The 24,052-nt window shown below is 50.2% G+C and carries 29 protein-coding genes, 2 tRNA genes and 1 other RNA gene; 20 read left to right on the plus strand and 12 right to left on the minus strand.

The window, feature by feature from the left end; genetic code table 11:
* The first annotated feature begins 1 nt into the window (after window position 1).
* From porB to IG193_RS04850, 5 genes are all read left to right on the plus strand, one after another.
* Window positions 2-916, plus strand: coding sequence for a pyruvate synthase subunit PorB (porB, locus tag IG193_RS04825; RefSeq protein ID WP_192818088.1), 915 nt, complete (start codon window positions 2-4; stop codon window positions 914-916).
* Between the two features lie 262 nt (window positions 917-1,178).
* On the plus strand, window positions 1,179-1,466 hold the full coding sequence (gene yciH, locus IG193_RS04835) for a stress response translation initiation inhibitor YciH (RefSeq protein WP_192818090.1): 288 nt from the start codon (window positions 1,179-1,181) through the stop codon (window positions 1,464-1,466).
* Window positions 1,467-1,510: 44 nt separating this feature from the next.
* Window positions 1,511-1,966 carry an Hsp20/alpha crystallin family protein gene (locus IG193_RS04840; protein WP_192818091.1) on the plus strand — a complete coding sequence of 152 codons (456 nt, stop codon included), beginning with the start codon at window positions 1,511-1,513 and terminating at the stop codon, window positions 1,964-1,966.
* Between the two features lie 47 nt (window positions 1,967-2,013).
* Window positions 2,014-2,313: a 50S ribosomal protein L14e gene (locus IG193_RS04845; protein WP_192818092.1), complete on the plus strand. Its 300-nt coding sequence runs from the start codon at window positions 2,014-2,016 to the stop codon at window positions 2,311-2,313.
* A 20-nt stretch (window positions 2,314-2,333) separates the two neighbouring features.
* Window positions 2,334-3,347, plus strand: a complete 1,014-nt coding sequence (locus tag IG193_RS04850; protein WP_192818093.1) for an RNA-guided pseudouridylation complex pseudouridine synthase subunit Cbf5 — start codon at window positions 2,334-2,336, stop codon at window positions 3,345-3,347.
* On the opposite strand, the gene IG193_RS04855 is transcribed toward IG193_RS04850, so the two are convergent.
* Complete coding sequence (locus IG193_RS04855; RefSeq protein ID WP_192818094.1) at window positions 3,342-3,818, minus strand: RNA methyltransferase; 477 nt, start codon at window positions 3,816-3,818, stop codon at window positions 3,342-3,344. The two genes, IG193_RS04850 and IG193_RS04855, sit on opposite strands and share 6 nt — an antisense overlap.
* Before the next feature lie 41 nt (window positions 3,819-3,859).
* Entirely contained in the window at window positions 3,860-5,164 is a 1,305-nt protein-coding gene (locus tag IG193_RS04860) for a signal recognition particle receptor subunit alpha (RefSeq protein WP_192818095.1), read from the minus strand.
* A 154-nt stretch (window positions 5,165-5,318) separates the two neighbouring features.
* Between IG193_RS04860 and IG193_RS04865 the strand changes: the two genes are divergently transcribed.
* Together IG193_RS04865 and IG193_RS04870 are read left to right on the plus strand one after the other, a co-directional pair.
* Entirely contained in the window at window positions 5,319-5,540 is a 222-nt protein-coding gene (locus tag IG193_RS04865) for an LSm family protein (RefSeq protein ID WP_192818096.1), read from the plus strand.
* 12 nt (window positions 5,541-5,552) lie between these two features.
* On the plus strand, window positions 5,553-5,750 hold the full coding sequence (locus IG193_RS04870; protein ID WP_192818097.1) for a 50S ribosomal protein L37e: 198 nt from the start codon (window positions 5,553-5,555) through the stop codon (window positions 5,748-5,750).
* Here the strand turns inward: IG193_RS04870 and IG193_RS04875 are convergent.
* The 3 genes from IG193_RS04875 to ffs all read right to left on the minus strand — a co-directional run bounded on the left by IG193_RS04875 (window position 5,730) and on the right by ffs (window position 7,908).
* A complete protein-coding gene (locus IG193_RS04875) occupies window positions 5,730-6,233 on the minus strand; it encodes a RecB-family nuclease (RefSeq protein ID WP_192818098.1) in 504 nt (167 codons plus the stop codon). The two genes, IG193_RS04870 and IG193_RS04875, sit on opposite strands and share 21 nt — an antisense overlap.
* The gene (locus tag IG193_RS04880) at window positions 6,223-7,182 is read right to left on the minus strand and encodes a DNA cytosine methyltransferase (RefSeq protein WP_192818099.1); all 960 of its coding nucleotides are present in this window, start codon (window positions 7,180-7,182) and stop codon (window positions 6,223-6,225) included. The genes IG193_RS04875 and IG193_RS04880 overlap by 11 nt, the downstream gene beginning before the upstream one ends.
* Window positions 7,183-7,591: 409 nt before the next feature.
* Window positions 7,592-7,908, minus strand: an RNA gene (gene ffs / locus IG193_RS04885) — signal recognition particle sRNA.
* Window positions 7,909-8,019: 111 nt separating this feature from the next.
* Between ffs and IG193_RS04890 the strand changes: the two genes are divergently transcribed.
* From IG193_RS04890 to IG193_RS04910, 5 genes are read left to right on the plus strand one after another with little or no spacing between them, the layout of a single operon-like run.
* Entirely contained in the window at window positions 8,020-8,592 is a 573-nt protein-coding gene (locus tag IG193_RS04890; protein WP_192818100.1) for a DNA-directed RNA polymerase, read from the plus strand.
* Window positions 8,585-8,791 (plus strand): transcription elongation factor subunit Spt4, encoded by a 207-nt coding sequence (spt4, locus tag IG193_RS04895; RefSeq protein WP_192818101.1) that lies wholly within the window; start codon window positions 8,585-8,587, stop codon window positions 8,789-8,791. The genes IG193_RS04890 and spt4 overlap by 8 nt, the downstream gene beginning before the upstream one ends.
* A 1-nt stretch (window position 8,792) precedes the next feature.
* Entirely contained in the window at window positions 8,793-9,773 is a 981-nt protein-coding gene (locus IG193_RS04900; RefSeq protein ID WP_192818102.1) for a deoxyhypusine synthase, read from the plus strand.
* Window positions 9,773-10,780: an MraY family glycosyltransferase gene (locus IG193_RS04905; protein WP_192818103.1), complete on the plus strand. Its 1,008-nt coding sequence runs from the start codon at window positions 9,773-9,775 to the stop codon at window positions 10,778-10,780. Before IG193_RS04900 ends, IG193_RS04905 begins: the two co-directional genes overlap by 1 nt.
* 5 nt (window positions 10,781-10,785) lie before the next feature.
* A complete protein-coding gene (locus IG193_RS04910) occupies window positions 10,786-11,025 on the plus strand; it encodes a hypothetical protein (protein ID WP_192818104.1) in 240 nt (79 codons plus the stop codon).
* On the opposite strand, the gene IG193_RS04915 is transcribed toward IG193_RS04910, so the two are convergent.
* Together IG193_RS04915 and IG193_RS04920 are read right to left on the minus strand one after the other, a co-directional pair.
* A complete protein-coding gene (locus tag IG193_RS04915; RefSeq protein ID WP_192818105.1) occupies window positions 10,994-11,452 on the minus strand; it encodes a pantetheine-phosphate adenylyltransferase in 459 nt (152 codons plus the stop codon). The two genes, IG193_RS04910 and IG193_RS04915, sit on opposite strands and share 32 nt — an antisense overlap.
* Window positions 11,453-11,622: 170 nt before the next feature.
* Window positions 11,623-12,021 carry a translation initiation factor IF-5A gene (locus tag IG193_RS04920; protein ID WP_192818106.1) on the minus strand — a complete coding sequence of 133 codons (399 nt, stop codon included), beginning with the start codon at window positions 12,019-12,021 and terminating at the stop codon, window positions 11,623-11,625.
* Window positions 12,022-12,232: 211 nt separating this feature from the next.
* On the opposite strand from IG193_RS04920, the gene psmA reads away from it, so the two are divergent.
* The 6 genes from psmA to IG193_RS04950 all read left to right on the plus strand — a co-directional run bounded on the left by psmA (window position 12,233) and on the right by IG193_RS04950 (window position 16,331).
* Window positions 12,233-12,946 (plus strand): archaeal proteasome endopeptidase complex subunit alpha, encoded by a 714-nt coding sequence (gene psmA, locus IG193_RS04925; protein ID WP_192818107.1) that lies wholly within the window; start codon window positions 12,233-12,235, stop codon window positions 12,944-12,946.
* A gap of 47 nt (window positions 12,947-12,993) precedes the next feature.
* Window positions 12,994-13,698 carry a ribosome assembly factor SBDS gene (locus IG193_RS04930; protein ID WP_192818108.1) on the plus strand — a complete coding sequence of 235 codons (705 nt, stop codon included), beginning with the start codon at window positions 12,994-12,996 and terminating at the stop codon, window positions 13,696-13,698.
* A gap of 4 nt (window positions 13,699-13,702) precedes the next feature.
* Window positions 13,703-14,401: an exosome complex RNA-binding protein Rrp4 gene (gene rrp4, locus IG193_RS04935; protein ID WP_192818109.1), complete on the plus strand. Its 699-nt coding sequence runs from the start codon at window positions 13,703-13,705 to the stop codon at window positions 14,399-14,401.
* Window positions 14,398-15,144, plus strand: coding sequence for an exosome complex exonuclease Rrp41 (gene rrp41, locus IG193_RS04940; RefSeq protein ID WP_192818110.1), 747 nt, complete (start codon window positions 14,398-14,400; stop codon window positions 15,142-15,144). Before rrp4 ends, rrp41 begins: the two co-directional genes overlap by 4 nt.
* Entirely contained in the window at window positions 15,141-15,956 is an 816-nt protein-coding gene (rrp42, locus tag IG193_RS04945; protein WP_192818111.1) for an exosome complex protein Rrp42, read from the plus strand. The genes rrp41 and rrp42 overlap by 4 nt, the downstream gene beginning before the upstream one ends.
* 96 nt (window positions 15,957-16,052) lie before the next feature.
* On the plus strand, window positions 16,053-16,331 hold the full coding sequence (locus IG193_RS04950; protein ID WP_192818112.1) for a 50S ribosomal protein L37ae: 279 nt from the start codon (window positions 16,053-16,055) through the stop codon (window positions 16,329-16,331).
* Here the strand turns inward: IG193_RS04950 and rsmA are convergent.
* Together rsmA and IG193_RS04960 are read right to left on the minus strand one after the other, a co-directional pair.
* On the minus strand, window positions 16,314-17,111 hold the full coding sequence (gene rsmA, locus IG193_RS04955; RefSeq protein WP_192818113.1) for a 16S rRNA (adenine(1518)-N(6)/adenine(1519)-N(6))-dimethyltransferase RsmA: 798 nt from the start codon (window positions 17,109-17,111) through the stop codon (window positions 16,314-16,316). The two genes, IG193_RS04950 and rsmA, sit on opposite strands and share 18 nt — an antisense overlap.
* 143 nt (window positions 17,112-17,254) lie before the next feature.
* A tRNA-His gene (locus IG193_RS04960) sits at window positions 17,255-17,352 on the minus strand.
* Window positions 17,353-17,409: 57 nt separating this feature from the next.
* Between IG193_RS04960 and IG193_RS04965 the strand changes: the two genes are divergently transcribed.
* Entirely contained in the window at window positions 17,410-17,943 is a 534-nt protein-coding gene (locus IG193_RS04965) for a DUF359 domain-containing protein (protein ID WP_192818114.1), read from the plus strand.
* A gap of 833 nt (window positions 17,944-18,776) precedes the next feature.
* Here IG193_RS04965 and IG193_RS04970 read toward each other — a convergent pair.
* On the minus strand, window positions 18,777-19,010 hold the full coding sequence (locus IG193_RS04970) for an Lrp/AsnC family transcriptional regulator (RefSeq protein WP_192818115.1): 234 nt from the start codon (window positions 19,008-19,010) through the stop codon (window positions 18,777-18,779).
* A 384-nt stretch (window positions 19,011-19,394) separates the two neighbouring features.
* Between IG193_RS04970 and IG193_RS04975 the strand changes: the two genes are divergently transcribed.
* A tRNA-Gly gene (locus IG193_RS04975) sits at window positions 19,395-19,468 on the plus strand.
* Window positions 19,469-19,681: 213 nt separating this feature from the next.
* On the opposite strand, the gene IG193_RS04980 is transcribed toward IG193_RS04975, so the two are convergent.
* Both IG193_RS04980 and rgy read right to left on the minus strand, forming a co-directional pair.
* On the minus strand, window positions 19,682-20,209 hold the full coding sequence (locus tag IG193_RS04980) for a nicotinamide-nucleotide adenylyltransferase (RefSeq protein ID WP_192818116.1): 528 nt from the start codon (window positions 20,207-20,209) through the stop codon (window positions 19,682-19,684).
* Between the two features lie 11 nt (window positions 20,210-20,220).
* The gene (rgy, locus tag IG193_RS04985; protein WP_192818117.1) at window positions 20,221-24,012 is read right to left on the minus strand and encodes a reverse gyrase; all 3,792 of its coding nucleotides are present in this window, start codon (window positions 24,010-24,012) and stop codon (window positions 20,221-20,223) included.
* Window positions 24,013-24,052: the final 40 nt, after the last annotated feature.

The following is a 24,052-nucleotide window of genomic DNA, read 5'->3' on the forward strand; positions in this document are numbered from 1 at the left end:
AATGGCTCACAGGATTTTTCCACAGGAGGAGTATATCCTAAAAGGACACGCCGCGTGCCCGGGTTGCGGGGCAACATTACTCCTACGTTATGTTCTAAAGGCATTAGGCCCGAGCACCTACATCGTTATCCCGGCATGCTGTACTTCTGTCATTGCAGGTCCCCACCCTAGGAGCGCCTTTAGAGTCCCAGTCCTCCACATAGCTTTCGCCGCGAGCGCAGCTGCAGCCTCAGGGATGGTTGAGGCCTTGGAGAAGCTCGGAAAGCCAGCAAATGTTGTTGTGTGGGCTGGAGATGGAGGAACCGTGGACATAGGGCTCCAGGCTCTTAGTGGCGCAGCGGAGAGGGGGCACAACATAATCTACATCTGTTACGACAACGAAGCCTACATGAACACGGGCATCCAGAAATCGGGTTCAACTCCGTACAAAGCTTGGACGACCACGACGCCCACGGGGAACCCGAGCTTCAAGAAGGATGTCCCATCGATAATGGCCGCACATAGAGTTCCTTATGTGGCGACGATAAACCCTGCCTATCCGAATGACATCATATATAAGTTAAGGAAGGCCAGCAGTATTAGGGGAGGGCTCAAGTATATTCACGCTTTCTCGCCATGCCCCCCTGGCTGGCGCTACGACCCCTCGTTGACAGTGAAGATAGCTAGGCTCGCCGTTGAGACAGGCGTGTGGGTCTTGTATGAAGTCGAGAACGGTAAGTTCTCACTAACTGGACTGAGCAGGAATCTCCTAAAAAAGGAGAACAGAAAGCCTGTAGCTGAGTACCTAAAATTGCAAGGGAGGTTTGCCCACCTCAAGCAGGAGGAGATAGACGAGATACAGAGGCTAGTTGACGAGCAGTGGAGGAGGATCGAGGAGATAGTTGCGGAGCATGGAGCACGTGCGAAAAGCGTATAAGCCCACGCTTATTTGAAGGGTCTATGAGTAGTAGTGAGAAGATATACAGGTGCATAAGGTGTGGAAGGGGGTTCAGCCAAGACGAGTTACGTATTCTTCCAGGCTTGCGCTGTCCCTATTGTGGCTTCCGAGTTATAGAGAAGACGAGACCCCCCATGCCCAAACGCGTCCGCGCCGTCTAAGCTGTCTAAGGGGCAGAGAGGGCAAAGCGTAAAAAATAAAAGGGTTAGCATATACGTAGAATCTTGCCAAACGGGATAAAATGAGCGTCGAAATACTCGACAGTATATTGAAGGGCGTATTCAAGGAACAACAGGTAATTAAAATCAGGGTAGAGAAGCGCAAAGGGCATCGCGACGTTACAATAATCACAGGCTTTGACACGAAGGATCCGGAGCTACGCAAGATAGTATCGGAGCTGAAGTCGAAGCTTGCATGCGGGGGCACAATAAAGGACGACCACGTCGAGCTTCAAGGCGACCACAGGCATAAGGTAAAGGAGTTTTTGATAGCTAAGGGGTTCTCTGAAAGCAACATTCTAGTCGAGTGATAAAACTCTACTTTTTTATACTTTACATGCAATTTCTACAATATATGAGTGATCCTGGTAAAGCAGTAGAAGAGCTCGCAGAAGTTATGGCCCGCATACAGAAAGAGCTCAATGATACATTGCGTAGCGTGTGGGCAAAATATTCAGCGCTGTACCCTGACAAAATGAGAGTTTATGACCCTCTATACGACATCGAGGATAGAGGTGAGAGCATAGCAGTATACGTCGACGTCCCTGGGTTTAAGAAGAATGAGATAAGGATCCGCGTAACTGAGGACTCGCTGGAGGTTATTGCTGAGAAGTCCGAGGAACGCGTGAAAGAGGAGAACGAGAGGAAGTACATCGAGAGGCAGAGGCTCTACAGGCAGGTATACAAGAAGATACTGCTTCCCGCCAAGGTTAGACCTGAGCAGGCACGTGCTAGGCTGGAAGACGGGGTTCTAGTCGTTGTGCTACCTAAAAGCGGCGCGGAGCGGGAGGTAGAGGTTAAACTCGAGTAGGCAAAAACCTTTTAAATTTAAGCATTAGAAAGAGTGGGGGAGTTGGTATGCCCAAGGTCTTCGATGTCGGCAGGATATGCGTCAAGACTGCCGGGCGGGAGGCTGGCAGGAAGTGTGTAGTAGTAGATATTATCGATGAGAACTTCGTCGTCGTCACAGGGCCTAAATCACTCACGGGGGTCAAGCGGAGGAGAGCCAACGTGAAGCACTTGGAGCCACTTCAGTATAAAATTGCTATAAACAAGGGTGTATCCGACGAAGAAGTGCTAGCGGCGCTGGAGAAGGCAGGCCTAAAGGAATTCATGCGTGAAGCTGTCAAGCCAGTAATAGCGCCCACCATTTTATAAGGAGAGCTCCGTGGTGTTTTGTGTCGAAGTATCTTGGAGCCGCTAGGTCACGCGAAATTCTCATAAAAGGAGAGCTGGAGACAGACCCAAGCTATGGTTTTCAGTACGACCAGAGGCCTGTGGAAGTTCTACTTAAATACTCCGTCATTAACCTCGACAAGCCTGTAGGGCCTAATAGCCACGAGATCGTGGCGTGGATACGCAGGATCCTGGGTATAGAGCGTGTGGCCCACGCAGGGACACTTGACCCGAAGGTGTCCGGGATACTTCCCATAGTTCTGAACAATGCTGTTAGGGCTTTACCCGTTCTCCTCCAAGAGGACAAGGAATACGTCTGCGTTATGCGCCTGCACGATGATGTGGATCGTGAAAGGCTCGAGAGAGTTATAAGTATGTTCAAGGGGTCAATCTACCAGCGCCCCCCTCTAAGATCTGCCGTCAAGAGGACGTTGCGTATCAGGAGGATCTACGACATACGTCTCTTAGAAGTTGACGGTAGAGACGTCCTTCTACAGGTGTGGTGCGAGGCAGGGACCTACATGCGTAAGCTGTGCCACGACATAGGAGAGATCCTCGGCGTGGGGGCTCACATGCAGGAGCTCAGGCGTATAAGGTCAGGCAGCCTCACCGAGGAGAAAAACCTTGCCACTCTCCATGATGTTGTAGACTCGTTTCTGCTCTGGAAGGAACATGGAATAGAAGAATACTTGAGGCGAGTTTTCATACCCATTGAGGAAGCCGTACAACACATACCGAAGCTATGGATACGCGACACTGCAGTTGACGCAGTCTGTCATGGCGCCCCTCTAGCCGTGCCTGGTATTGTCAGGCTGGAGAGCGGTGTACGGGTCGGAGACCGCGTGGGAATTTTCACCCTGAAAGGAGAGCTTGTGGCTATAGGCACAGCAAAAATGACCAGTAGCCAGATTATGGCGAGTAAAAGCGGCATAGCTGTCGAGGTGAACCATGTGATAATGGAGCCGGGCACATACCCAAGAGCCTGGAAGTCTAGAGGAGAGGAAGGCGATTCATAGCGGGCCGCAGAGCCTATCCAATTTAATATTCAGGATTGCTAGAGTCACGTCCACGGGCTTAGGTCTTGAAGTAACTCTCACTTTTGCGGCACTCGCGCTTAACTTGATTCCATGCTCAATGACTAGCGAGAGTTTTTCTGGGCATGTATGCAGGGATTTTTCAAGTGGTGCTCCCTCGTGCGTAACCAAGTAATCTACATGCTCGGTAAGGCTGGGGCTCTGCTCTACGAAGACCCCATCATGCACTTTCACATGCCTCGGCTTGCGGTTCACAGCTATCTGTATTTTCTTCAAAATACCCGTAAGGGACTGCTCGTCGACGTGGATATGCTTCAATTTGTCCCCTAGGAAGACCACCTTGTAGCCTGCGTCGCCTAGATAGATTATAAGTGAGACGTTTCGCCTGATTCCATGTGATAAGTAAAACGCTGAGGATATAACTCTGGCGAGTAGTGGTTTATCATCGTACATGGTCAGATATGGCGTAGCCAGAATAAATTTCCTCCTCAAGGCTAGAACCCTTGTATACGCCTCCGTGACCTGTAGATTTGCCTCATAATTTTTTTCATTTGAGTGTAGGATTCGAGGAGCCTTTTGACATCCCTAACTGTAGTGCCAGACCCCCTGGCTATCCTAGTCATGCGGGATCTGTCTATGATCTCGGGCTTTAGTAGCTCCTCCTCGGTCATGGAGTTCAAAACTGCTATCCACTTGTCGATTTCCTTCTCGCCCCCTTCGAGTGAGCCCTTAACAGCTATAGGGGGGCCGCCGAGCATTTCGAGAACCTTGGAGAGAGGCCCAAGCTTTTTAATTTCCAAGAGTTGCTCCTTTAGGTCTAGAAGAGTGATTTTACCAGCGGCGGCGAGCCTCGCTCTCTCCTTTTCGTGTTCCTCCAGTGCTTGGAATTTTCTAAGCAACCCTTCGAGGTCGGGCATTCCGAGAAGCCTGGCAACGAATTTATAGGGGTCGAAGGCCTCAAAGTCGTCTAGCTTTTCACCGGTTCCGATGAACGCCACCTTAGCCCCCGTAGACGCTACAGCCGAGAGGGCGCCGCCACCCTTAGCCGACCCGTCGAGTTTCGTGACGACGACATGGCCTAGAGGAACCTTCTCCTTGAAGGCTATAGCCTGCTTAGCTACCCCTTTTCCTTGAGTCGCGTCTACGACAAGTATTACGTCGTCTGGTTTGAGTTTCTCGTAAATCTCGGAGACCTCCTGCATCAGTGAGACCTCATCTTTGTGGCGTCCAGCAGTATCAATTATGAAGACCTGTACGCCTCTCCCCTCTAACACCTTCACGCCCTCCTCGACTATGCGGACTGGGTCTTTACACTGTGGATCCCCGTAGAAACTAACGCCTATCTTGGTAGCGAGTTGCTGGAGTTGCTCGTACGCTCCCGGCCTGTATGTGTCAGCAGCTATTAGGCCTACGCTATACCCGTTCTCTTTTAGATACTTAGCGAGCTTGGCCGCTGTAGTCGTCTTCCCAGACCCCTCTATGCCAACCAGCATGATCTTGTATGGCATCCTCCCGAGAGTGTAGGGGGTGGCGTTCTCACCTCCAAGCAGGGACACTAGCTCGTCGTAGAGAATCTTTATCAACACATCCCGCTTGCTGAAGCCTGGAGGGATTTCCCGAGAGAAAAATTTCTTCTTTATCTTCTCGGAAAGCTCGAAGACTAGTCTGACGTCGACGTCAGCCTTTAGCAGAACCCTCTGAAGCTCACGTATAATGCTATCCACTTCCTTCGTATCAAGGATAACAGAGTTCTTAACCTTCTCAAGTACGCTCAAGAGTCCGCTGCGGAGTGACTCCACGGATCAACCCCTTCAAGAATGACTAGACAACTCCGAAAATATATTAGTAGTTATCTGCTCTCGTTTCACTCTCTGCGAGCACATCTTGTGTATTGGGGGTACGGATACAAAAGGTTTTAAAGGCCGTTGAACTGAAAGATTCAGGCGTTGGGGCATGGAGGGAACTATTGATCTGCTGGCAGAGTCTGTAGGGAAAAGCGTGCTCGTGAAACTTAAGGGTGGGCGCGAGATAAGGGGAATTCTCAGAAGCTACGATTACCACCTCAACCTCGTTTTAGAAAATGCCGAGGAGATCAAGAGCAATCGAACGAGGCAGTACGGGACAATAGTCGTAAGAGGCGACAACGTAGTGCTGATAAGCCCCGCTCCAGTATAGGGGTGAGCACGAGTGGTTAAAGGCACGACGTCCTTTGGGAAGAGGGGGCGGGGGAAGACTCACATCAGATGTAGGAGGTGTGGGCGCCATAGCTACAATGTAGCTAAGGGATACTGTGCACACTGTGGTTTTGGGCGGTCAAAGAGAATTCGCAACTACAGCTGGAAGAATAAGAAGCCGGTGACTAGGCTACGCCTGCCCGCGAAGTAACATTTTCACCTTGTAGAGTGTTATAGCGACGAGGGCGGTCGTACCTATATCTTCATCTACGCCCTCTGGGCTTATACTCTCGCCCAATTTCAGCTCCCTCATTGAGAGGCCCGGTTCACTCCCTCCAAAGACTAGGAGTATTTTCTCACTCTCTCGGAGGTTTTTCAGTGCTTGCGCGACGGCATCCTCTAGTCTGCTACCCCCATATTTTGCCGGCATGACGAGGAAGACTTTACTCGGCTGGAGGAGTTCAATGGCCTCTGGCAGGTCTGCCAGAACCATGAAATTCTTCCCGAGCTTATATGCAATTTTCTGTGCTTCGGGTACTCCTACTTGGGCTGCTGCGCCAACAGCCTTTGTCACAATGAAGCTGTTAAACCCTAGTCCGTAGACTGCCCGCGCGACCTCGGCTAGGCGCTGTGAGCTGGAGGTATTGTGGAGCACGGGGATTATTATTGGCGTTTTTAACCACCTAGCTTTCACTTGTGAGGTATTTTTTAACCTCTTTGGCTATCGCCCTAGCTAGGGGCACGGGCACTGCCTCACCTACCTGATTAAACTGGAGATCCCTGCCGCCCAGGAATACATGGTCGTCAGGGAACCCCATGAGCCTGGCCTGCTCTCTAACAGTGAGGAGTCTGTCTTCGAACGGGTGGATGAACCGTGAAGACCCCATAACTGTGGGGGCGACACGGTAGGGGTGGAGCCTGATGACGTTCTGGAGAACCCTGCCCTCGTAGCCCCTGTACCTAACTAAAGGCTCGCCCCACTTCAGCTTTGATATGCGCTTGAGCCGGCGTGGCCCGAGGGGGACTGGCTCGTGGTTAGGTATCCCGTAGTAGGGATCTGGTGGGGGTAGATCTTTAAGTGCTTCGTATACGACCACCTTCCTCTGCTTCGGGGGGTTAATAGGTATGTTGGATATGAAGACGCGTGTCCTTTGGGACGGTGTCCCGTGCTCCTCCGCCCTTAAAATATTGAAGTATATCTTGCTGTAGCCAACCTCAGCAAACTCTCTCCTGAGAATGGTGTCTAGACCATCGTCCATGATACCCGGAACGTTCTCCATGACGAAGACCTTCGGTTCGAGATCGCCCACAATCCTGATAAAGTGTAGGACAAGGGAGCCGAGAGGATCGTCGTAGAGCCTCTCGTAAGGGTCTTTCCGTCTTCGAGGATTGGCGCGAGTAAACCCCTCGCATGGCGGGCCTCCTATGACAATGTCAGGCCTGCGACCTAACAGCCTTATTATTTCCGCTGAGTGAACCTCGCGTATGTCCACGGCTAAAGCCGTGGCTTCTGGGAAGTTAGCCGCGTATGTCTCGGCGATCACGGACATGCTCTCTATGCCCAGCTCTACTCTAAACCCCTCTTCCCGGAATCCCCTTGAAAACCCTCCAGCGCCTGCAAAGAGGTCTATCAGCCTGAACATACTCCACGAGCTTGAAAACAGGGGCATTAATGTATTAAAAACAGCGCAGTGGCCCACTCGTACCCCCTCTTCTGTTTAAGCGGGATCAGTCTAGGGATCCACCCGGCCCTCACCGTGGCTACTCATAGGGCCTGTTTGACCCTAACCCACGCGGAGAGGGCATTTCACGCCTACCTAGGGTGTCATCTCTCCCGGTGTAGAGTTCATCTCCACACACCCCTAGGTGCATTCGCCCTCCCTCGGGTTTTCCCCGAGCCGCTTACGCGGCCGCGCGCCACGGAGGGGAGGGGGTTCCACAGCCGGCCCGTCGCCGAGGCCGGCCGGCGCCCGCTCGATGGGCCACTGCGCCGGGATAAATTACGTTGTCCCGACCTTTTAAACCTTACACTAACTGATGAGGAACAGTGGCCCGGCGGCGTCCCTCCAGGGTGGCCGGGCGGTATACAGCTAACCCGCATCACCTACCTCTTACCCTGGGTTGCTACGAACACACCCCGCCAGCCTTAGGGCCGCTCCCTCCCGGGCCTAACCCGTTTCGGCTTTCCTGTGCTTCACCCCTCCTACGAGGGGTTTAGCACAGAGCGGGGTGTCCCGCAGGCCCAGGGAGCATTAGTAGGTGTGCGGGCCAGCTGTATACCGCCGCAGGCGCCCCCGTAGGTTTACGCCCCCCGCCGTGAGCCCGTTTGCGGTTATAGGGGAGGGCTAGCCCCCCGGGGCTCCCGCCGGGCCATAAATATTACGGGAGGCGGGCTATTAAGGTTTGCCCTGACAAAGGGTGTTGTCAACTCCAGGAAATAAATATAAACCCAATGCCTGTGGTCGGCATTTGGTGTTTTAATGTATAAGTTAATGGAGCTCGAGGATATAGTGAGGATCCCTCCGAGACTTTTCGGAAAACCGCTCAGGGAGGCCGTATTGGAGATGCTCAGGGAGAGCTTCGAAGGCAGGATTATCGAGGGGATAGGTCTCATCGTTTCGGTACTTGATGCCGAAGCCTCTGAGGAGGGGTATTTAACTTTTGGGGACGGAGGATCCTACCACCAGGCCCGTTTTACGGCTTTAGTCTATAGTCCAGTAAACCAAGAGGTCGTTGAGGGAGAAGTTGTCCTCGTGGAAAACATCGGCATAACTATTAGACTTGGGGCTGTTGACGGCTTCATACATAAGTCCCAAGTTTTCCCGACCAGAGACGTTATGTACGACAGAGATCAGGGTATAGTTATAGCTGAGAGTGGCAAGAGGATAATTAGGAGAGGAGACGTGGTGAGAGCACGCGTATCTGGCGTAGGTTACGATGAGCAACGGGGTGTTATGCGCGTACGACTTACTATGAGACAGCCCTATCTCGGCAAGCTTGAATACATAAAGGAGATGATAGAGAAAGGTAAAGGTGAGAGGGAGGGTGCCTAGGAGGAAGTTACCCCTTAAGGCTTGCGTAAATTGCAGAGCGCTTGTAAACGATGAGGTAGAGGTATGTCCTATATGCGGTGGCCGTGAGTTCTCAGATGACTGGGATGGTTTTGTCGCCATACTGGATGTTGAGAGGTCACAGGTCGCCAAGCTACTTAACATTCAGAAGCCAGGCGTCTATGCCCTCAAGGTGCGGTGAAATGGGTTTTGAGAGGGCATCACTACTTTCGAGACAAGTCGAGGATGTGAGCCTAGAGGTCGTCGCCGAGGAGGCAGGAAGACTGGTGAAACTCTTCGAACGAATCGGCGGCTTCTCTAGCAGGTATATAGTTAGGAGCGCTGAGGTACTAGTAGAAATGTACAGGAGTGGAGCTACTGTTCTCATGAGTTTCCCAGCAAACCTTGTCGCAACAGGTCTTAGAGGGCTTTTTTCGGGCCTTATTAAGCATGGCCTGGTTCACGCTGTGATAACTGCAGGCGGGACATTTGACCACGACATAGCGCGGGGACAGGGATACAAGTATTACATCGGTGATTTCGAGTACGATGATTCGTTACTGAGAGAGCTTGAAATACACAGACTGGGAAACATACTAATACCGTTTGAGAACTACGGGCCACCTATCGAGGGCTTTACTCACATGATGCTGGAAGAGTTAGTAAAGATTAAGGAGGAGTGGTCTCCTAGCGAACTGGCGTTCGAGGCTGGGAGAAGACTTCCTGACGAGAACTCTATTCTCAAGCGTGCTTTTGAGAGGAAAACCCCTATATTCGCACCCGGTATAATGGACTCTGCGTTTGGAACAGCAATATATACTTTCAATGAGAAGAGCAGGGTAAGTTCTTCACTAAAACCGGTGAGAGTAGACGTTGTAAAGGACATGGAGAGAATTGCCGACATCGTCTACTCATCTGAAAAACTTGGGGGAATAATGCTAGGCGGCGGGATATCTAAGCACCATCTGATATGGTGGGCGCAGTTCAGGGGGGGTTTAGACTATGCTGTGTCGATAACTTCTGCACCTGAGTGGGATGGGAGTTTAAGCGGCGCCAGGACTCGGGAAGCTATAAGCTGGGGAAAAATTAAGCCGAAGGCAAACCACGTAACAGTACCCGGGGATGCAACAGTAGTTTTTCCCATAGTAATAGGCTACGTCATACGAGAGCTGGGTGCCGTGTAATGCTACACCTGGCTATTTTAGGCTTTTTTGTCTCTTTCATAGTTACAAGGGTGGTTGCAGAGCCTCTGATAAACTACCTGTGGAACCGCGGCATAGTAAGGCCTGACGCCCACAAGCCTGGGAAGCCTTCAGTCGCTCACGGTGGTGGCGTTATTCTCTTCGCGGGAATTTCCACCGGTATCGCCTTGGTCATGACACTTTTGGGAGCCCCCCTCTCCCTCAAAGTATTAATCATTTATGCGAGCGCTACCCTATGCTTCATCGTTGGACTCGTGGACGACATTAAAATACTCAAGGGACAGGTCAAGACATTACTAAGCATACTTGGTATTGTTCCGGTGCTTATAACAGGCCTCACTGCACCAGCCCTCATAGATTGGGGAAGGCCTGAGCTGCCCGTAATCGGGAGAATGCGCCTCACAATAATATATTGGGTTCTTATGCCCTTATCAATTGCTGGTGCAGCAAACGTCGTAAATATGCTAGACGTTATGAATGGAATAGTTCCGGGGACATCTATCATAATATTTCTTACGCTTGCTCTTGTAAGCCTCATGCTAGGCAAAGAGACGACGCTTATAGTATCGCTAGTAGTGCTGGGGGCGCTCCTAGCCTATTACAAGTATAATGCCTACCCAGCAAGAGTGTTCAATGGCGATAGCGGTAGCTTATTTCTCGGCGCTTTTGTTGGAGCAATAGCTGTTGTTGATCACTTAGAGTTCATAGCTTTAACGCTGCTCCTACCCCACGTCCTCAACGGGTTCTTTATCCTAGTAAGCTTCAGAGGATTTAGAGAGCACCGGGAAGTGGGGAAGAGACCTATTAGAGTAGGAGAAGACGGTACTCTATATGCTAGCACAGACCCAGACGCCCCTCTCTCTTTAACGCGTATAATGCTTGCAGTAGGGGGGCCGTCTACAGAGAAAGAGGTTGCCAGGGCATATATAGCCCTCGAGGCGGTAGTGGCAGTACTAGCAGTAGTTTCAGTACTCCTGAGTTTCAGGTGAGTACGATGAAGATGGGAAGTGTGCTAGCTGTTAGTGGATCCATGATGGTTGCGGCTTGGCTGTTACTACTAGCATTTGTAATCATAGTGGAGATAGTAGCGAAAAGCTTCACCGGTATTGTGAGAGACATTATAGGACTGGGGGTATTCCTGGCTCTCATAATATTGTCTGTGTTTGCCGTGGAAACCTTCAGAACTAAGCTATTTCCAAGGATTATTTCTGAGCCCTCCTCTGCCAAAGAATAGTACTTGAGAGCTTTACACCATCTACAGTTAGAATTTCCACGGCGTAGACTCGTAGCGGGGGGAGACCTTTAATCCTCCTGAGGGTGTTTATTAGGAAGGCTCCATATACGGTTTCCTCAGAAATAAAGATGCAGTCAGCTAATGCATCATCAACGGCTGATCCATACACGTCCCCAATTTCTACAATTTCAACTTTGAGCTCCGGATCATACTTCGTGAGGTAGTTGAGAACTGCGGAAGCCCGCTCGGTAAAAGGCTCGACGGGATGCCTCTTACGGCTAGCAAACTTATCTGATGTGATGCCTACCAATAAGGTTTCAGAGAGCCTTGCAGCGCTACTCAGAAGGTGTTTATGGCCCTCGTGTAGTAAGGAGAACGTGCCACCCACGACGCCGCGCCTGCAGGGTTTTCTAGGGCCTTTTTCCACAAGAGTAAATACTTAGCGCTGAGTATTTAAACGGTTTTAAAGGAAGCTGTACCATTATTGCTCCCGTAAAGCGTTCAGCACTCAAGATCGCATTCATCCCCTATCCTTTTAGGGGTCGTGGCCTGCCTGGGTCATCATCCAAGTAAGGAACATTGATGCAGATAAAAACCTTAGCTCCTGACACGCATTATTTTATAGCGTCCCATAACTTCCCAGACTTCCACCTCTACGCCCTCTGTGAGCTTGTTTTTTATCTCCTCCTCAGCTGGCATTGGAACCTCAAAAGTATTATAGTCCTCTAGGCTCATGAGCTGTAGGTAGCCGCCAGACATTGACACTACTTGAGCGTTAAACTTCCTGATCACTGGCACGTCAACCTTGGCATCCGTGGGGACTACAATACTTCTCTTTGCTCCGTCGAAGAATCCTATGCCAACAATCCTAGCCTTCGCAGAGCCGTGTTTCCCCGTCTTACTCTTCTCCACCTCAACGACTTTACAGGGTTCTCCGTCTATGACTATAAATGACCCAACCTTAATATTACCTGCTTCTTCTGGGCGTGTGCTCATACCTTGTTCAAGAGTTGGATCTGGTTGTACATCTTAAAAAGCTTTAGTTTTCATGCCTCTTTCTGGCCCTGCTAAGTCCCTTGCCATGTACGAGCTCCCTCGAGGACAGAGAGTCTATGCTCAGAGCGCTCTAGGCTAGGGCTTGAGAGAATGGGTAAAGGCATAAAAATATAGGGGGCTATACTGTGGAAAGAAAGAGGTGGCTAGAGACATGTTTCCGGCAGCTCCCATGGCAGGATATGACAGGGCTATAACGATATTCAGCCCCGAGGGTAGGCTCTATCAAGTCGAGTATGCCTATGAAGCGGTTAAGAGGGGGATGACCGCTTTAGGCGTGAAAGCTTCTGACGGTGTTGTTCTCGCTGTTGAGAAGAGAAGCGCTTCTCCTCTTGTAGAAGGTACCGAGAAAATAAAGAAAATAGACGATCACGTAGGCGTGGCTTTTGCAGGGCTTTTCGGTGACGCTCGTGTTCTGATAGACCAGGCTCGCATCTACGCTCAGACTCACCGTCTAATCTACGGGGAGCCCATACCCATCGAGCTCCTCGTAAAGCGTATATGTGACATAAAACAGATGTACACTCAGCACGGTGGCGTGAGGCCGTTTGGCGTGGCTTTCCTCTTTGCGGGTATCGATAGGAAGGGATCTCACCTCATACAGACAGATCCCGGAGGAACCTACCTGAGGTGTAAGGCCAGAGCTATTGGTGCCGGGGCCCAGAAAGCTATAGACCTCTTCACCAAGGAATATCGCGAGGACATAAAGATCGAGGAGGCAGTCATGCTGGCACTCCGCGGGCTTAGGGAGGCCATGGAAGAGGGGTTCTCGGCAGAGAACATAGAACTTGCTAAGATAGACATCTATGATAAAACGTTCAAGATATTTACTATGAGTGAAGTCAGGGAACTTATCTCCAAGCTCTAGTAATATAACTTAATATTTAAGGGGATTATTGGTTTCTTTGAAATCTTATGTCGAAGAAGAAGCTTAGCATCGCGAGACTGGAAAAAAGTGGGAAAAAGTTTGAAGTGTTTGTTGACGCGGAGAAGGCTTGGGCGTTGAAAAATGGTGAGAAAGTAAATATACGGGAAGTCATGGAGGGCGAGTTCATATACTCGGACGCAAAACAAGGGTTGAAGGCCTCTGAGGTAGATCTCAAGAAGATCTTTGGGACAACGGATCCCTACGTGATAGCTGAGACTATTATCAAGAAAGGGGAGCTTTTACTGACCACAGAGCAACGCCGGGAGCTTATCGAAGCTAAGAAGCGCCAGATCATAGAGTTCTTATCCCGTAATACTATTGATCCTAGAACCAACTCCCCTATTCCTCCAAAGAGAATTGAGCTTGCACTTGAAGAGGCCAAGGTTAGCATTGACCCATTTAAGCCTGTAGAAGTCCAGGTTAACGACATTTTGAAGGCCCTGCGGATGATCCTACCCCTGAAGGTGGCGAGAGCTATAGTGGCTGTTCACGTCCCTGCAGTGTATGTCGGGAAGGTTCATGGAGCACTCACTAAAGTGGGGAAAATATTGAGAGAGAGTTATGCCTCCGACGGTTCCCTTAGTGTAGAACTCGAGATACCTGCTGGGATGCAGACATCGCTCATGGAGATGGTTGCGAGCCTTACGAAGGGACAAGGGGAGGTAAAGCTACTAAGGACAGAGCAGGTGTGAATGTATGAGCTTGTATGTTAAGGATAGGCAAATCGTTTTGCCTGGGGATCCTATCGGTGAGCAGGGCAGGTTTAGCATAGAGGGACACGTGTACCGGGTCAATAAGAAATTCTACTCAAAGGTTCTCGGCGTCGTTTACATAGACCAGGAGCGCAAGGTAATAAGGGTCATCCCTCTTAAAGGCAAGTATATCCCAGTTGAGGGGCACAGGGTAATAGGAAAAGTCACCGAGGTAGGTTTCACCAACTGGGTGGTCGACATAAACTCTCCATACGAGGCTATCCTCCCCGTGAGTGAGGTCACATCTAAGCCGGTGAGCATATCCAGGAACGAGTTGGCCAAGATCCTGGATGAAGGAGACTTGATTCTCGCGAAAGTCATCTACTTTGACTATACTAAGGATCCCGTACTAAGTATCAAGGAATCTAAGCTTGGAAAGATACCCAAAGGCTCTCTAGTCGAGATTAGCCCTCAGAAGGTTGCTAGGATAATCGGGAGGAAAGGATCTATGGTTTCCCTGATAGAGGAAATGCTCGGCGTCAAACTCATAGTGGGGCAGAACGGCAGGATCGTCGTTGTCGGCGATGATCCATTCAAAGAAGAATTGGCGGTTCTCGCGATCAAGAAGATAGATGCAGAAGCTCACGTGACTGGGCTCACTGAGAGGATTAAGGAGTTTATTTCTGAGAGGTTGAGAGGATGACCAAAGCTAGAGCACCAGTAAAATTACTCGATGAGAATGGCAGGAGGGTAGATGGACGTCTGCCTGACGAGATGCGCCGGTTGAGGATAGAAGCAGGGGTTCTCAGAAACGCTGACGGGTCAGCTTACGTAGAACTAGGCAACAACAAGGTTATATCTGCAGTTTACGGCCCCCGTGAGGCCACACCCAGGCATGAAGCTCTAAGCGACAGGGCACTTCTGCGCTGTAAGTATACTATGTTGCCCTTCAGTGTTGCTGACAGGAAGAGCCCACAACCCTCGCGCAGGGAGATAGAACTCTCGAAGGTTATACGCGAGGCTCTAGCACCAGCAATATTCCTCAACGAGTACCCGAGAACGGCTATTGACGTCTTCATAAACATACTGGAGGCTGACGGGGGCACTAGAACTGCAAGCATTATAGCTGCCTCAGTAGCTCTAGCAGATGCCGGGATAGCCATGCGTGACCTCGTTGCCGCAATAGCTGTTGGGAAAATTGGTAATGTTCTCGTACTGGATATCAACGGTCTAGAAGACCAGTACGGCGATGGCGACATGCCTATTGCCATGATGCCGAAGCTCGGGGAAATAACGCTAATACAGGCCGATGGTATATATACCCCACAGGAGATAGAGCAGGCAATATCTATGGCTTCGAAAGCTATCAGGAGGATTTACGAGGAACAAGTTAGAGCTCTAAGGAGTAAATATGAAGCTGTTAGACAGGAGGTAGATGAAGAATGAGTGAAATCGCGTCAAGGCTTAGGACGATCCCCGTGATTAAGCGGGAACTGATCCTCGCCTCTCTTAAGAAGGGAGAGAGGCTCGACGGAAGAAGGCCCGATGAGTTTAGGCCTATTAGTCTGGAAGTGGGAGTTATCGGCAAAGCCGAGGGATCCGCGATCGTGAGAATAGGCGATACTAAGGTAATAGCTGGCGTTAAACTCGGAATTGGCTCACCCTTTGCTGATACACCAGATGAGGGAGTACTGATAGTTAACGCCGAACTCTCGCCGCTGGCCTCGCCCTTCTTCGAGCCAGGGCCTCCAGGCGAGGAGGACATTGAACTGGCTAGGGTTGTTGACAGAGGTCTAAGAAGCGCAGGTGTCTTAGACCTTTCAAAACTCGTCATAATACCTGGGTCGAAAGTTTGGTCTGTGTTTATAGACATTTACCCACTAGACTACTCCGGGAATATTCTTGACGCGGCTGGCCTAGCGGCTATGAGTGCTCTTCTCAACGCGAAAGTTCCTAAAACCAGCGTCGAGAACAGTAAGATAACTATCCTAGACGAGAAGATGCCGTTACCAGTGAAGGGTAAAATTGTGTATGTAACTGTGGCCAAAGTAGGGGAGTACTTAGTTATAGACCCATCATTCGAGGAGGAGGTAATCAGCGACGCAAGGGTAACCTTCAGTATAACGGAAGATGGGAGGATCTGTGCAATCCAAAAGAGCGGTGAAGGCTCGTTCAAGCCAAGCGAGCTGTTAAAGGCACGGGACATGGCTTTAGAGGCCTCCAAGGGCCTGCTCCAGATGCTCCCCACTCAGCAGTGATAGAAGGATGCCAGCCACGGCCAGGGAGGGCTGTGATGACCACCGGGCACAAAGAATATATTTGGACGTTTCTCTCAAGCAAGGTGGTTGAGAATAATGGGTAGGCGAACAAAAATCGCTGGCAGGGCTGGGAGGTTTGGTGCGCGCTACGGCTCTACACTCAGGAAAAAAGTGGCAACTATAGAGGCTAAAATGAAGGCTAAGCACAGGTGTCCTCGCTGCCAGACTGTTGGGACGCTTAAGAGGGTTAGTGTGGGCATATGGTCGTGCAAGAAGTGTGGGTACACTTTCGCAGGTGGCGCGTATGTGCCCAGGACAGAGGCCGGACGAACATTCGCTCCAGAGGAGCTCAAGGCATTAGGCCTGAAGGGCTAGGTAGCTAACGATCTTGGCCACCTCTCGTGGAGAAATTTCATACACCCTCTTCTCTGGATCTATTCCCAGATCTGAGAGCAACTCTTTGGCTTGGACGCGACTGACTCCTAGGCCCAGCGACAATCCCGTTGAAAATTTCTTCTTTCTGTAGGGAAATACTCTGCGTGTAAACTCCTCAAGTCTTTCGAGAAATTCTTGTGTGAAGGCTCTTGTTGGTGTTAGCCTGACGACCATTGTGTCTACTTCCGGTCTTGGTATGTATGCACTGCTCGGTATTATGAATAGCTTCTCTACGCTGAAACAGAGCTGGGCTATGACTGACAGTCTGCCATATTTCCTCGAGCCGGGCTGGGCTAGTAGCCTATCTCCTACCTCCTTCTGGACGCCGAGAACTGCATACTCCAAGGAACCATCCCTGCACAGCAGTGATACTACCTCTGACGAGAGATAGAATGGCGTGTTAGAGACCACGACGTGTCTACTTCGGCTCAGCTCGAGGCACATAGCATCCGACAATAACACGTCTACGTTGCTGGCCCACTGACTGCACTCTCTCAGGAGGGAAGCAAGTCCAGGGTCTATTTCACTACAGAAAACATACTCTGCGCGCTCTGCCAGCGGCATTGTGAGGCTACCCAGCCCGCACCCGATCTCGTATACTACGCGGGGGCTACCTGTTGCCCCGACAAAGAGGTCTATATAATGCCTGTCGACGAGCAGATGCTGTCCGAGACGCTTCTGTAGGCGAATACGCCCGGCCCTCTTCAAGCACTCAGACACATCGTGGCCCAATGTCGGCTCCCCAACTTATAAGTACCCTTCTTTGGCCCCTATAGCCCTTAATATGCTCTTCGTACTGAGAATATACCGGCTACACAAGCAGGTGACGTGGCGGTAAACTCCATTTACAAAATACGTAAAAGGGCCCGGGCCGAGATTTGAACTCGGGTTCACCGGCTTTTTGCCGGGCTCTACCCCCGTCCACAGGCCGGCGTGTTAGACCAGGCTACACCACCCGGGCCTCCGCCACACATGTTCACGAGAAACGTTTATTTAAGATTTTCCCCTAAGGTTTAGCGTGCCCCTTGTAATGCGCGAGGTTGCCCGCAGAGAGCTCTCGTATGGCTGGGGTTTTCTGATATTCAAGGATCCGCCAGACTCTGTAACCACAGTGTTTGAATTAAGCGAGAGGATGGGGATTGGTAGAAGACCATTCATAATTACTGTGGGTGATATTGTCTCGAGGAACTTCAATGTTTACGGCTACACCAACGTAGCTATAATCGACGGCAGAACTCGCCGGGGCTTGAAGCTCGAAGGCCTTGAATCTGAGGCAGAGTACGCGTGCAGGAACACACCCGGAACTATATCGCCCGAGTGCTATGAGGCTGTAGCACAGGCTATAAAGACAACACCCCCAAATGGGAGATCTGTGGTTTTTGTAGAGGGGGAGGAAGACCTCCTGTCACTCGTGGCACTGAGAGAGTGCCTGGCCAACAAGAGCTGGGTCATCTACGGCCACTGGAGGGGTTTTCTGTGTGCTATCCCGTGCATACTCCGCTACAGGAAAATAGCTCAAGTACTCCTCGAGACCGGTTTCGAGGAAAAGTGACTCGAGTAAGCGAACATTTGCGCGGAGAGACGAGTAGGGCACCTGGAACACTCTAGAGAAGAAGTAGAGGTCTCTGCTCACTCCAAGCTTGCGGAGTATCAAAACGATTGTTGCTGCTATAACATTCCTCTTGCTCCTACCGCCCACGAGGGGGCGAATCTTGGCTATGATTTTTCTTACGTGTTCCTCAATCATCACGTTAGGGAACACCTCCTTGGCTCTAGCGAGGAGCACTTCTAGCTCGTAGTTCCAGTCATCCCTGAGTAGACCTGCCTGCCGCGCAGTAGGAAATATTTTCAACATATCAGCAAGCCGCAACCTCATTCCGTGCTTGCGGAAGACACTTACGACCCATCGGACGTTGATTCTCGGGTTCCTCCTCCTGGCCTCAAGGTAGACGAGGAACGCCAAGAGCGCCGTTTTCTTTTTTACACCGTAGCGCCGTACAAGGTGTTTGTACTCCTTGAGAATGCGTTCTCTGGCTTCGCTAAGGCCGAATTCATAAGCGACTTTACCGAGCATCTTCCACACGCGATCCTTTTCATGGTCGCCTGTGACGAGCTCGAGTCGCTCGATTCTACGAACATACTCTCCGTCAAGTGGGAGTACGCGCTTCTCGCTGGCGGACGAATGGACGGTTTTGGAGTCCACGCTGTACTCAATGACCAGGCCGCATTGGGAGCAGACGTAGTATCCTCGGGGGTCGATAACCACTAACCCGCCGCAGGCCTTGCACCTCACGTGGAGGAACTCGCTTTTTCTAAAAGAAATAACATGAGGGCTTTCTGTCGGAGGGGGGTTAGAAAGTAATATAAAAACATTTCGTTCAGAGACTAAACCTCTACGACTGGCATGGTCAGCGTCCTCCTAACACCTGGGAGCATCCGTATCCTAGTGAGTACAACTTCCCGTACCTCTTTATCGTCTTTACCGACTATCTTTACAATGATGTCGTAGACGCCGTAGAGGAGATTTGCCTCAATTACCCCCGGTACCTTCTTTAATTCCTCCAGGACAGCTCTCTCCTTACCTATGTCACAGTTAATCAGAACGTATGCTGTTGCCATTACATTGGGACACTGTTATTTATCTATTTAAAATTTTTCTCGTGATATCCCTAGCCTCAAACCCTCAGCTCTGTGAAAAATGGCCTGTTGTTCCTGTAATGTCTTACTCGTATTTCCTAAGGACAAGGTGTACCAGTCCTAGGTTGGGGTGCAAAGCCGCCGAGAGCACGATAAAAGAACTGACAACCGGCGAGATAACGACATGGCACCTGTCTTCAGGCTCATGCTATGGGGAGGCACGGGGCAGAAGGGCGGTGAGAGCCCTGCTAGCAGGTGGCCAGGGAGGAGGGGGTTCATTAACTTCCATTCTTGGCCTCCGGTAACTGGGTGTTCGTTTTCGAGAAAAAATTAAATAAGATGGAGATAGGAGAAAGTATTGACATGGCGGCCGTGGTCTAGTCTGGAAGGATGGCGGCCTTCCACGCCGCAGAACCCGGGTTCAAATCCCGGCGGCCGCATATTTTGCATATTTAAGCTAGACAACTGTTCTTCGAAAAATGGATTTGTTAGTCCTGTGCTAGGTTCTACATTCCCTGGGAGGGGTGGCTTTGTTCCCATGAAGCTTTCTCGAGTTTCTTTCCTCTTAATACCCTGGAGACGACGGGTATAATTGTGGTTACTGCAGCACCTCTCACAATTACTAGACGCGCCACAAGCACCGTAAATGAATCTTATATTAACTGTGCTATCTTGTAGAGCATACGGACGCGCTCCTCGCCTTTTATCGAATCGACGATTCTCGCTGTTTGCGCCGGAACTAGGCTCCGCCACTCGGGATTTTGCTGGGCCATGAGCTGTCTTATTCTTGTCCCCGAGTATCTCTCCCTCTCGAAAAACGGAATCGGTTCTACATGTATTCCTGCCTCCTCCAGTAGCATCCGGGATAGCTCGTCGTTTGTATATACTACCTCAAACTTTGGGGAAAATGTCCTTATGTTACAGACCCATTTTGTGTGCTCTGATATAGTATCCGGTATCATGACAATAAGTGTGTGTCCCAATAGGTTTGTGTCTCTGAGTGTGTCCCGTATCATGAGGGCTCTCTCTCCAGCTGTAAAGGGGTTTCTGGGTTCATAGCTCACCTGGGCGCTACCGATCCCTATAACTACGTCTTCCTCTCTAGAAAGTATCCACTCTATCGCCTTGTAGTGTCCCAGGTGGAAGGGCTGGAAACGACCGATGAAAAGTGCTCTACCCATGTGTTGCTCCCTTATCCCCTCAGAGGCGTGTTCTCGACGTGTTCTATCTCCTTGTAGAACTCATGGAGGATCTCTGTGTAATCCCTCATACCGTTTTCAACTTCGTCCATTTTCTCCAAGACTCTCCTTGTCGTTTCTTCCGAGACTAATTCACCGAAGCTCTCATTTAAGCTGTTGTACACGCGCATTCCAAGGCTCGTTGGTACAAGCTTCCCTCCTTTAACCTCAATTACGTAATTCCGCATAAAGAGTTTCTTTACTATCTCGGCGTAAGTTGAGGGTCGGCCTATGTTCCTTTCTTTCATTAGAGCGATTATATCCGCCTGGGAGTACAGTGGTACTGTGGGTCTTCTCATGTATTCCACGTCGACGACCCTGTACTTCCCGGGGTTTAATATGAAGTTCTGGCGTAGGGGGAGCATCTTTAGAAAGCCCTCCTCAACGACATTAGTTATAAAGCTGTATGTCTTGACGAAGTACTGGGTCGAAACCTCGACGACATCTTCTGTTATCCTGGCTGGTGGCATCTGGCTTGCCATAAACCTGGAAAAGACGAGACGGTACAACGCGAAGTGTTGCCTAGTGAGCGGTATCGGCAGTTGAAGGATGCCCTGTTGAATCACCGTCACAAGAGTCTCGGCGTCTATGGGCCGTGTGGGGCGGATACACTCATGCGCCCCCTCGGCACCCCACCTGCGCGGCACGAAAAATTCCGGCCCAAACTTCTCTGAAATATAGGCCTTAGCGACCAGCAGGCCCGCATCCGATACCCTCGTGCTATCTGTCCTGTGATAGGTTATTAGGCCGCTCTCGAAGAGTTGTTGTGCTATTCTCATAGCCACGTCAGCACTCATACCTAGCATCTCATTAGCGTCCCTCAGCATAGTGTCTGTCGTATAAGGAGGCAGCGGGTTTAGGTTTCTCTCCGCTGAACCCCTTCTCTCTACAGTGACCTCGCTCCCTAGAAGCTCTTTTGAGACTGTGCTTGGGCGCTTCCCATCGAGATGCACGTCTTCCACGATAATGTAGATGTTGTTCTCCAGCGTAATGCGGAATACCGGCTTCACGCTCTTCAGCGACTCGTGATATCTCTGGATTACCCAGCCCAAGACGGGCGTCTGGACTCTCCCGGCAGAGAGCCACCGCATGCCGTATTTCTCCTGGAGCTTCTTACTCAGGGCAAAACCAAGCCACCTGTCCTCTACGCGCCGCACAAGTTGAGACTCCACGAGGTTCATATTAATGTCCCTGGGGTTCCTCAATGCCTCCTCGAAGGCCTTGCGAGTAACCTCGTGGAACTCTATACGCTTTAGAACACGAGTAAACGGCTTTAGAGCCAGGTATATATCCCATGCTATCTTCTCGCCCTCCGTATCTGGGTCTGTAGCCAGTAGTACTTCATCTACTTCTGATGCAAGCTCCTGTAAGCTCCTCACTATGTCTAACTTGTCTACTACCCGCTGACTACCACAATACGGACATATTTTGAGGCTAGAGCCTTTACCCTGGAAGTTATACGTATTACCATCAGCTTTAAAGTCGGTGAATTGGCGGCCGCAATCCAGACAGCGCTTAATAGAAGTAAACACTGGGACGAATGACTTCTTCTCGGCGTCCACTAAAACACCGTATTTATTAACTTTGAACTCCTTAGAGAAGAACTCCGTCGAAGTGATAAGGTCGAAAACGTGCCCCTGCGATGCTACAATCTGTAATATCCTGTCTCCAGTAGAGATTTCATACGCGACAATATTGCCAAATCTACGTTTTGTGGGTCTTCCGAAAAATGATGCAATAGTTCTCGCCTTAGTCGGGGACTCAACGATCACAAGCGTAGATTTTACAAGATCCTTTGTCAGGGTACTGGAGACCTCCCCCGAGAGGATCTTCCGAATGAGTTCCCTTTCCTTGGAAATCTCCTGGAGTATCTCGTCAAGGTTGACCTCGTCTATGCTCCTCCACTGCAAGTCCCCTGTGTAGAACCTTAAAGATTTCAGGAACTTCTCTAAGAGAACAGAGTCGGATTCAATAACTATGGATAATCCTCTGGAGATTCCACCCGCGTAGAGCCTCGAGGTTCTACCAGATGCCTGTATATATGTGAAAATATCAGGGAGGAGTATATAGAGTTCACCATTTTCCTCTACAAGCTCTACAGCCGTTTCGGCCGAGAGCTTTTTGAGAGCACTCTTGTCTAAGAGGTACTTCTCAATTATCATTCTCAACCTGAGAAGGTTTCTAATGAGCGACGAAAACCTTCCACTCGTGTCTCCACGGATGTAGAGCTCTTGCACTTGCCTATACTGGGCGGCATCGAGCTGGAGAAGCCTGCTCCTTACGTTAGCCACGAGTCTGTCTATTTCTGCCTTGTCGCCCTTCTCGGCTACCTGTGACACGTTTGCTGCAAGTTGAATTAGCCGAGTCGGGGTTAGCTCCTCTGGTTTTAACCTGAACTTAAACCTAGGAACCCCGGCGAACACGGCGTATTTTACCACATGGGGTAGGTCAAGGCCTCTTACGAGTAAGCCGTAGTAGCTAGCTATACCTATTACTACGTCTATCTTCCCCTCACTGAACTGCTCTAATATGTTTTTCTTTATCTTCCGATAAACGTACTCTGCCTTTATGCCATTCGAGATAAGCCTTGATGAAAGGTCTTTAAGTGCTTCCTCTGGCGTTCCTACCGGGAAGAACACTAGACCGCCCGATCCTAGCCTAGATATGATATCCACAGTCTTCGCGGTGACCGCTTCACTACTTGAAAGGGCGTATACTTCTACTACGTTTCTGAGTTGTTCGCTCCTCGATCCTACTTCAAAGCCGAGTAGTTCTCGAAATAATTTGGCTCTCAGTCCTCGCGTTCTCCCCGTAGCTGTAGACACAAGTAGTATGCCTTTCTCTCCGCTCCCTGAGACCAGGGCATCAAGCTTTTTCCTTAGATCCTCTAATTTTTTTAACGCTTCTTCGGCTTCTTTCCTATTCCTCTGAGAGAACGCCAGTCTACTCTTCAGTGTTACAATTTCGAACGCTGTCGATATTTCCTCCTGTGAGAACCCCAGCAGTAGAAGTATTTTATCCACGTTTTTCGACGACTTCAGGACAGAGTCTACGTCATCGACAAATACAAAATCGAATTTCGTATTAGAGAGCTTGTCAAAGTGGTGGGTAAGGAAGTGTGAAGTCGTCAGAAGTAGCGAGTACTCTCCTTTCGCGACTCTCTCAAGCACCTCTTCGCGCTCTTTCTGAGAAAGTCCCGAGTGATAAGCAACTATACGGCTTGTGTCTATACCAGTTCTCTCCGCGAATGACAGCGTCTTCTTATACACCTGGTTCAAGAGTGTTGTTGTTGGTAAGACAAGGTATGCTCTCCGATTCTTAGAAACCATATAGAGAGCCATAATAATGCCGAACACAGTTTTACCAACTCCTGTAGGGGCTAGGATGGCAAAGCTCGACCCTTTAATAATTCTCCTGGCCCACGTCACCTGCGCAGACCAGGGCTTGCTACCTAGAGCCTTCTCGAAGAAGGAGGTAAAACCAGAAAGCTCCTCCTCGACTCGGAGAACGTCCTCCAGCCTCCCTGCTTTCCTCCTCCTCTTCAGTTGCCTAACGACACTATAGAGGAAGTCTCTATATTCCTCGGGTTCTGCAGATTTAGCCAGGCCACGTAAACTCCTCGGAGTAGGGATGCACGCATAACACGGTAACCTATAGTTTAGCCTGTCGTCAGTTATAGGGCCCCCACAGTTAGGGCAAGCCTCCCTAAATATTGCGTGAACCCTGCTACTCTCCACAGCTTCCATCTAAGAAGAACCAAAGATAAAGAGAATATTAAAAATGTTC

Source organism: Infirmifilum lucidum, from assembly GCF_014876775.1.
GTDB lineage: Archaea > Thermoproteota > Thermoprotei > Thermofilales > Thermofilaceae > Thermofilum > Thermofilum lucidum.

What these genes read in the sequence shown, in the direction of transcription:
- IG193_RS04900 (WP_192818102.1), top strand. Translation starts at nt 8,793, where the DNA reads ATGGGTTTTGAGAGGGCATCACTACTTTCGAGACAAGTCGAGGATGTG.
- IG193_RS04905 (WP_192818103.1), top strand. Translation starts at nt 9,773, where the DNA reads ATGCTACACCTGGCTATTTTAGGCTTTTTTGTCTCTTTCATAGTTACA.
- IG193_RS04880 (WP_192818099.1), bottom strand. Translation starts at nt 7,182, where the DNA reads ATGTTCAGGCTGATAGACCTCTTTGCAGGCGCTGGAGGGTTTTCAAGG.
- IG193_RS04855 (WP_192818094.1), bottom strand. Translation starts at nt 3,818, where the DNA reads ATGTACGATGATAAACCACTACTCGCCAGAGTTATATCCTCAGCGTTT.
- psmA (WP_192818107.1), top strand. Translation starts at nt 12,233, where the DNA reads ATGTTTCCGGCAGCTCCCATGGCAGGATATGACAGGGCTATAACGATA.
- IG193_RS04950 (WP_192818112.1), top strand. Translation starts at nt 16,053, where the DNA reads ATGGGTAGGCGAACAAAAATCGCTGGCAGGGCTGGGAGGTTTGGTGCG.
- IG193_RS04980 (WP_192818116.1), bottom strand. Translation starts at nt 20,209, where the DNA reads ATGGGTAGAGCACTTTTCATCGGTCGTTTCCAGCCCTTCCACCTGGGA.
- IG193_RS04970 (WP_192818115.1), bottom strand. Translation starts at nt 19,010, where the DNA reads ATGGCAACAGCATACGTTCTGATTAACTGTGACATAGGTAAGGAGAGA.
- porB (WP_192818088.1), top strand. Translation starts at nt 2, where the DNA reads ATGGCTCACAGGATTTTTCCACAGGAGGAGTATATCCTAAAAGGACAC.
- rrp42 (WP_192818111.1), top strand. Translation starts at nt 15,141, where the DNA reads ATGAGTGAAATCGCGTCAAGGCTTAGGACGATCCCCGTGATTAAGCGG.
- IG193_RS04845 (WP_192818092.1), top strand. Translation starts at nt 2,014, where the DNA reads ATGCCCAAGGTCTTCGATGTCGGCAGGATATGCGTCAAGACTGCCGGG.
- rrp4 (WP_192818109.1), top strand. Translation starts at nt 13,703, where the DNA reads ATGAGCTTGTATGTTAAGGATAGGCAAATCGTTTTGCCTGGGGATCCT.
- IG193_RS04920 (WP_192818106.1), bottom strand. Translation starts at nt 12,021, where the DNA reads ATGAGCACACGCCCAGAAGAAGCAGGTAATATTAAGGTTGGGTCATTT.
- IG193_RS04840 (WP_192818091.1), top strand. Translation starts at nt 1,511, where the DNA reads ATGAGTGATCCTGGTAAAGCAGTAGAAGAGCTCGCAGAAGTTATGGCC.
- IG193_RS04890 (WP_192818100.1), top strand. Translation starts at nt 8,020, where the DNA reads ATGTATAAGTTAATGGAGCTCGAGGATATAGTGAGGATCCCTCCGAGA.
- IG193_RS04865 (WP_192818096.1), top strand. Translation starts at nt 5,319, where the DNA reads ATGGAGGGAACTATTGATCTGCTGGCAGAGTCTGTAGGGAAAAGCGTG.
- yciH (WP_192818090.1), top strand. Translation starts at nt 1,179, where the DNA reads ATGAGCGTCGAAATACTCGACAGTATATTGAAGGGCGTATTCAAGGAA.
- IG193_RS04910 (WP_192818104.1), top strand. Translation starts at nt 10,786, where the DNA reads ATGAAGATGGGAAGTGTGCTAGCTGTTAGTGGATCCATGATGGTTGCG.
- rrp41 (WP_192818110.1), top strand. Translation starts at nt 14,398, where the DNA reads ATGACCAAAGCTAGAGCACCAGTAAAATTACTCGATGAGAATGGCAGG.
- rgy (WP_192818117.1), bottom strand. Translation starts at nt 24,012, where the DNA reads ATGGAAGCTGTGGAGAGTAGCAGGGTTCACGCAATATTTAGGGAGGCT.
- IG193_RS04930 (WP_192818108.1), top strand. Translation starts at nt 12,994, where the DNA reads ATGTCGAAGAAGAAGCTTAGCATCGCGAGACTGGAAAAAAGTGGGAAA.